A 7,519-nucleotide genomic window follows, 5' to 3' on the forward strand; every position below is an offset into this window, starting at 1 on the left:
GATGAACGCTATAACGCAACGCGGCGCGACACCGAAGTGTCGCGCCGCGTTGTTTTTCAGCCCTGGAACGGCCGACAGACGATACGTCGGCAACTGCATAAAAACGCCCTGACTTACCAGAACACCGTGTACAGCGCGATCAGGATGGCGATCACGCCGACTGCGCCGACCTTGAAGCCCAGCGTGGTGCCGTAGGCCACATCGTCGGTACGGATCAGGTCGCGCGCCTGGGTGGGCGCAGTCAGCAGCGACACCACCACCGCCAGCACCAGTGCGGCCAGAAACACCACGCCGATGCGGTCCATGAACGGCAGTTCCGGCCAGGCGAATTTCAGCGCGAACGACAGCACCACCGAGCCGATCGCCGCAGTCAACGCGCCGGCTTCGTTGGCGCGTTTCCAGAACAGGCCGAGCATGAAGATCACCACCACGCCAGGCGTAAAGAAGCCGGTGAATTCCTGGATGAACTGAAAGCCCTGATCGAAGTTGCCCAGCAACGGCCGCGCGGTGAGGATGCCGATCAGCACCGACACTGCGGCCACGATCCGGCCCACGCGCACCAGCTGCTTCTGCTCGGTCTGCGGGCGGAACTTGGCGTAGAAATCCAGGGTAAAGATGGTCGCCACCGAGTTGATCTTCGATGCCAGCGACGCGACGATCGCCGCCACCAACGCCGCAAACACCAGACCCAGGATGCCGGTCGGCAGCAACTGCATCATGGTGGGGTACGCCTGATCGGGCTTGGCCAGATCCGGCGCCAGCACCACCGCGGCAATGCCCGGCACCACGATCACCAGCGGCATCAGCAGCTTCAAAAACGCCGCAAACACCATGCCCTTCTGCGCTTCGCCGATGTTCTTGGCGGCCAGCGCGCGCTGGATGATGTACTGGTTGAAGCCCCAGTAGCTGATGTTCATCACCCACAGCCCGCCGAGCAGCACGCTCAGGCCCGGCAGATCCTTGTAGAACGGGTTGTCCTTGGTCAGGATCATGTGGAAGTGTTCGGGGTGCGCATTCCACAGGTGCTTGAAGCCAGCCAGCACGCCGGCGCCATCGCCGATCCGCGCCAGCGTCAGCCCGGCCACCAGCAGCCCGCCCAGCACCAGCAGCGTGACCTGCACGATATCGGTCAGCGCCACCGCCTTCAGCCCGCCATACAGCTGGTAGACCAGCGCAAACACGCCGATCAGCGTCAGCGCCAGGGTCTGGTCCATGCCGGTAACCTGGCTGACCGCGATCGAGCCCAGCCACAGGATCGAGGTGAGGTTGACGAACACGTACAGCAGCAGCCAGAACACCGCCATCAGCGTACGGATCCACTTGCCGTAACGCTGTTCCAGGAACTGCGGCATGGTGTAGATGCCGTTGCGCAGGAAGATCGGCAGGAAGAACTTGCCGACGATCAGCAGCGTCAACGCCGCCATCCATTCGTAGGACGCAATCGCCAAGCCGATCGCATAGCCGGAGCCGGCCATGCCGATGATCTGTTCGGCAGAAATATTCGCAGCAATCAGCGAGGCGCCGATCGCCCACCACGGCAACGACTTGCTGGCCAGGAAGTAATCCTCGGCGCTCTTGCTGTGGCCTGCCTTCTCGCGCGACACCCACTGCGCGAGCACGAAGATGCCGGTCAGATAGACCAGCACAATCACGATATCCAACGTCGCCAAACCCACTGCACTCTCCTGTCTGGCTCTGGGGTATGCGCCGACGATCAGGCAGGGCTGCACACTGCCGCCGCCGCGCACCAGGTGCGCGATGGCAGCGCGGCGAACCGCGTCTGCAGGCCATCCCGGCCGATCGACAACACCGCCCCCGCGGCGGCTGATGACACCACCGCGATCGGTGGCCGCTTTGAGACGTCGCCGGGAGCGGCGACGCACCTGTTTCGCTTGACCTGCACCGTGCCCGGAAGCGTGCCTCCGGGCATGGGGATTACTTGACCGCGCAGTCCACCGCGACGTCGGCTTCGTTGAGGGCGCCCAGCGCGATCTTCGACACCGCCAGATCCAGTGCCGCACCGCTTTCGATGCTGGCGACCTGAGTCAGTTTGGTGACGTCGGCACCTGCCTTGGCAAAGCACTTGAGCGAGATTCCGACCACCTTCCACTGGCCTTGCGGCAGTGCGGTCAGGGTCTTCTGCGCATCGACGCGACCGCCACACTTGTCGCCGCAACCCACACCCAACCACACCGGCGCGGTTACCGCGCTGTCGCGGCGCACGGTCAGCTGCAGCTGCACATCGCCGTTGCTCTCACGCGAAACATCCACCGGCTTGCCGGACACCAGCAGCACGCTGGCGGTCTTGGCACCGGACCACACCAAACGCCGTGCGTCTTCCTGCGCCTTGTGGTCGACCGCGCTCATCTTCAGGCTGCCGTCGGACAGGCCCACCGGCAGCGTGGTCGCCGGCATGTTGGCCTGGCCCGCGTTGGACAGCTGCATCGCAATGCCGAGCGCCGGCTTGCCGCGCACGAAGTACACCCCGCCCACCGACTGCTCGCCGGACACGCCGGAGTCTTCCGGCAGTGCAGCCAGGTCGCCCTTGTCGGCGTAGGTCAGGCCGAAACCGAACTTGAACTGCGGGTCGTAATCCTTCTGGCCCACGTTGTTGGCGAACTGCACCGCGGTCTTGGGCCAGGAGAAGCTGAGCTTGCCCTTGAAGTCGTTCTGCACGCTGCCATCGGCCTTGCGCAGCAGTACATCGGCAATGCCCTCGCCTTCCGAACCCGGCAGCCATGCAGCGACGAAGGCATCGGCCACGTTGATGTACTGGTTCATCCACAGCGGACGGCCGCTCAGGAACACCGCCACCACCGGAATACCCTCGGCCTTGAACTTCTTCAGCAAGGCCAGCTCGCTGTCGTCGCCCGGCTTGTACAGCAACGTGGCGATGTCGCCCTGGAATTCGGCGTACGGGTTTTCGCCGAACACCACCACCGCCACGTCCGGCTTGGTCTTGTAGGCGCCATCCACGGCCAGCTCGGCGGTGCCGCCGGCGGCCTTGATCTGCTTGTCCAGACCTTCCCAGATGGTGTTGCCGTTGGGGTAGTCGCTGCGCTTGGTGCCGGTGCCCTGCCAGTTCAGCGTCCAACCACCGGACTGCTTGCCCATGTCGTTGGCGCCATCGCCGACCACCAGCACACGCTTCTTCGGATCCAGCGGCAGGATGCCGGCCTGGTTCTTCAGCAGCACCAGCGACTCGCGCACCGCCTGACGGGCGATGGCGCGATGTTCCGGCGCGCCCAGCAATTCGTACTTGCCGCCGAGCGGGCGCTTGGACGGCTTGCCGGCTTCGAACAGGCCCAGGCGCAGCTTGACGCGCAGGATGCGGCGCACCGCATCGTCCAGGCGCTCGGCCGAAATCTGGCCGGACTTCACTGCCGCCAGTTCGGTGTCGTAGATGCCCTTCCAGCTGTCGGCAGCCATCGCCATGTCGACGCCGGCAATGAACGAGGCCGGGCAGTTGTCGTTGGTGCAGCCCTTGACCTGGCCCTGGCCGTTCCAGTCGCCAACCACGAAGCCACCGAAGTTCATGCGGCCCTTCAGCACGTCGGTCAGCATGACCTTGTTGCCGTGCATCTTCTCGCCATTGAAGCTGTTGAAGGAGGCCATCACCGTCTGCGCGCCGGCCGCAATCGCCGGCGGATAACCGGCGGCGTGGATGTCGCGCATGGTGGCTTCGGACACCTTGGTGTCGCCCTGATCCTTGCCGTCGGTGGTGCCGCCGTCGCCGACGAAGTGCTTCACCGACGAAATCACGTGGCTGGCGTCCAGAAACTGCGGGGTGCCCGGGGTGCCCTGCACGCCTTCGACCATCTTGCCGGCGAAGCTGGCCACCACATCCGGCGACTCGGAATAGCCTTCGTAACTGCGGCCCCAGCGGTCGTCCTGCGGTACCGCGACGGTGGGCGCGAAGGTCCACTCCATGCCGGTGACGCGGGTTTCGGCAGCGGTGACTTCGCCAATCTTCTTGATCAGCTCCGGGTTGCGCGTGGCCCCTAAGCCGATGTTGTGCGGGAACAGCGTGGCGCCGACGATGTTGCTCTGGCCGTGCACCGCATCGATCCCGAAGATGATCGGAATCGCGTTGCCGCCCTTGGAGGTGTCCATCGACGCCTCATAAAAGGCGTCGGCCAGCTTCAGCCATTCGGCCGGGCTGGCGTTGTACTTACCGCCGGGATCGGAGTTGCCGCCGGCCAGCACCGAGCCGAGGCGGTACTTGCGCACATCGTCCGGGGTCAGGCTGGCGATGTCGCCCTGGATGGTCTGGGCGACCTTCTCTTCCACGCTCATCTTGGCCATCACGTCGGTGACGCGCTGCTCCAACGCCGCATCCTGCGCAAACGGCCACTTCGGCGACGGCCACTGATCCGGATGGATGGTGGTGGATGCCTCGGCATGCGCCGCGGCCGGCGCGGTCTTGCTGGCCTCGGCGGTGGCGTCCTTGCCTTGGCAGGCGGCCAGCATCAGCACCGCCGCAGCGGTAGCCAGAGAAAGGGCGCGGCGCGCGACGGGCGCGGCGGTACGGCGAAGCAGCTTGTCCAAGATCCGGGTCTCCAGGGTGGTTCTCCCACGGCGATGCGTTGCGCCGCAGGCCATTAGGCGGCGTACGCTTGCGTGATTCCCCTACCCTGTCAACCACGCTCGCCCGTATGCCGAATGACGGCCAACTTATTGGCCGGGGCTATAGCCTTGGAATACCGACAGCACCTGTCACACCACGGAAAATCGCCAAATCCAGCGCACCGCTTGGCCTTGGCCTATCTCGTACTTTGCTGCATCGCACCACCGGGATCGAGCCGCACTGCGCAGGCGCCGCGCCGCGCCGCGCAGCGGACCGGTCGCGTCCGCTTTTCGCGCGGCATCCGAACCGACGCCAACGGGTGAGCTCGCCGTCAAACAACTGTCATATTGCGGGCCTAGCGTGACTCGCTTGCCGATGCGCCGTTGCCCATCGTTGATCGTTGTCTTTGCCTGGAGTTCCGATGTCTGCCTCCCCCGACCCCTCCCGTCGCCGCCTCATGCAACTGCTGGCGGCCGTTCCCCTGTTGCCGCTCGGCAGCGCCAGCGCCGCCGCGCTTCAGCAACTTGGCGGTGCCGCCATGGCCGCGCGTCCGTTACGGCCGTCGGAAACCCCCACCCGCCTGGTCTCGGCCACCTTCCACGGCATGCCTGCGCCCAGCCTGGCCAACCCGGCCGCGATGGCCACCACCACGGTGGGCTCGTCGCTGACCGTGGCCCGCAGCGACGGCAGCACCCAGCGCTATGCATTGGCCTACCACCCGTTCTTCGTCACCGGCGATCAGGTGCCCGACGGCAAGGGCGGCACCGTGCTGGCTGGCGGCTATTACGACATCCAGCACCGGCCCATCATCGACCGCTCCAAGCCCGGTGCCGAGCGCCCGTTCTTTTCCGACTGCCCGGACGGCTCGTCGCTGCTGACCCTGCCCGATGCCAAGGTGCCCGGGGTCAAGGGCAATCACGTGTTTGCGGTGGTGCAGTTCGAATACACCACCCGCGACCAGGCCGGCAACGACACCAACCGCCATCTGCCCGCGCCGATCGCGGTGCTGACGCTGGACCAGGATCCGGCCACCGGCAAGCTGTCGCTGGTGAAGTACCACAACGTCGACACCGCGCCGGTGCACGGGCTATGGACCACCTGCGGCGCCAGCCTGTCGCCGTGGAATACCCATCTGTCCAGCGAAGAGTACGAGCCCGACGCCACCGCACTGGCCGGCAATACCCAGTTCCGCAGCTACAGCACGCATCTGTATGGCGACCCGAACAAGGCCAACCCGTATCACTACGGCCACCTTCCCGAAATCACCGTGCATCCGGACGGCACCGGGAGCGTGCGCAAGCACTACTGCCTGGGCCGCATCTCGCACGAACTGGTGCAGGTGATGCCCGACCAACGCACCGTGCTCATGGGCGACGACGCCACCAACGGCGGGCTTTTCATGTTCATCGCCGACCGCAAGGCGGATCTATCGGCCGGCACCTTGTATGTCGGCAAGTGGCACCAGACCTCGGGCATCGGCCCGGGTGCGGCCACGCTGAGCTGGATCAAGTTGGGTCACGCCACCAGCGCCGAGATCCAGGCGATGGCCGACCGCCTCACCGCCGACGACATTCTCGACGTGCACCTGAGCGACCCGGGCGATGCCAGCTTCACCAAGATCCCGTTCAACGGCACCTTCAACTGGATCCGCATCAAGCCCGGCATGGAAAAGGCCGCCACGTATCTGGAAACCCACCGCTACGCGGCATTGGCCGGCGGCAGTCTGGGCTTTACCAAACTCGAAGGCACTACCGTCAATGCACACGACAAGGTCGCTTACATGGCGATGTCCTACATCGTCACCAGCATGCTCAACGGCTCGGGCGACGTGAAGGTGCAAGGCCCGGAATCCGGCGCGGTGTACGCATTGAATCTACGTGGCGGCCAGCGCGACAGCCACGGTGCGGCGATCCACAGCGACTGGGTGCCGATCGACATGGCCGCCCCGGCCGCGCTCACCGGCCATGACCTGGCCAGCGCCGATGCGCTGGGCAATCTCGCCGACCCGGAACGCCTCGCCAACCCGGACAATCTCAAGTTCTCCGAAGCGCTGCGCACCTTGTTCATCGGCGAAGACAGCAGCCTGCACGTCAATAACTTCCTGTGGGCCTACAACGTGGACAGCGGCGCGCTGACACGCGTGCTGTCGGTGCCGGCCGGGGCCGAATCCACCGGGCTGCATGCGGTCGACCAGATCCACGGCTGGACCTACGTGATGAGCAACTTCCAGCACCCCGGCGATTGGGAAACCCCGCTGCACGACACCGTCAAGGCCACCCTGGACCCGCTGGTGCGCGCCAATTACAAGAACCGCTTTGGCGCTGCAGTGGGGTATCTCACCGGCGACCCGGTGGCGGTGCAATTGAGCAAGGCGTAAGCGCAAGTTGTCGTCGCTCGCAGTGCTGGCAAAGCGCTGCGAGCGGCGTCGTCTTTCTGTCGTTTCAACTATGCGATGGACGACGGACGCTTGCGCGAGGGCGCGCTGGTGTGCGGCTATCTCATGCGGACAACGTAGTGCGTCGAATCCGATCCATCTGTATTTTTGCAATTCGGCAACCTGCATTTCTGCAATTCGGCAACGCGTTTGTTCTAACACACCGATGCCTGTCGAGGCTCGGAGATCGGCGCCCGTCTGTGCAATCGCGGCCTGCCTGCGGCACAGATGTTGAGCGACTGACACAACGTAGCGAGCACTCGCCTAGTAATGAATGCAGGGGTGTTGCACGCTGCAGATCATTCGCTCTGTTTTTTGATCCATCCGACTGTCTCATTCCATCCAGACACAAGATGAAAAAGCAGCCACGGATCTAAGAGCGGCTAACAAAACCCAGGAAGAAGCCTTAAGCAGATGATGGCGCAAGCAAGCGAGAGCAACGCCAGGTGGAGATCGATGCGGCGTTCGAAGCGGATGCGCAGCTTCCCCATGCCTGCGAACCAGGCATGGGTGCGTTC

General features: G+C 64.7%; 3 protein-coding genes and 1 pseudogene. 1 reads left to right on the forward strand and 3 read right to left on the reverse strand.

Going from position 1 to position 7,519, the window contains the following annotated elements; genetic code table 11:
* Positions 1-113: 113 nt before the first annotated feature.
* Positions 114-1,676 carry a sodium/sugar symporter gene (locus XdyCFBP7245_RS21085; protein WP_104617353.1) on the reverse strand — a complete coding sequence of 521 codons (1,563 nt, stop codon included), beginning with the start codon at positions 1,674-1,676 and terminating at the stop codon, positions 114-116.
* Between the two features lie 259 nt (positions 1,677-1,935).
* Positions 1,936-4,548, reverse strand: coding sequence for a glycoside hydrolase family 3 protein (locus XdyCFBP7245_RS21095; RefSeq protein WP_104617354.1), 2,613 nt, complete (start codon positions 4,546-4,548; stop codon positions 1,936-1,938).
* Positions 4,549-4,988: 440 nt separating this feature from the next.
* Between XdyCFBP7245_RS21095 and XdyCFBP7245_RS21100 the strand changes: the two genes are divergently transcribed.
* A complete protein-coding gene (locus XdyCFBP7245_RS21100; RefSeq protein WP_104617355.1) occupies positions 4,989-6,944 on the forward strand; it encodes a PhoX family protein in 1,956 nt (651 codons plus the stop codon).
* A 440-nt stretch (positions 6,945-7,384) separates the two neighbouring features.
* Here XdyCFBP7245_RS21100 and XdyCFBP7245_RS21105 read toward each other — a convergent pair.
* Positions 7,385-7,519, reverse strand: a pseudogene (locus tag XdyCFBP7245_RS21105) (IS5/IS1182 family transposase); the annotation flags it as partial.

Source organism: Xanthomonas dyei (genome assembly GCF_002939865.1).
Lineage (GTDB): Bacteria > Pseudomonadota > Gammaproteobacteria > Xanthomonadales > Xanthomonadaceae > Xanthomonas > Xanthomonas dyei.

Bases quoted from the DNA above. Each gene is read 5' to 3' on its own strand.
- XdyCFBP7245_RS21100 (WP_104617355.1), top strand. From the start codon at position 4,989: ATGTCTGCCTCCCCCGACCCCTCCCGTCGCCGCCTCATGCAACTGCTG.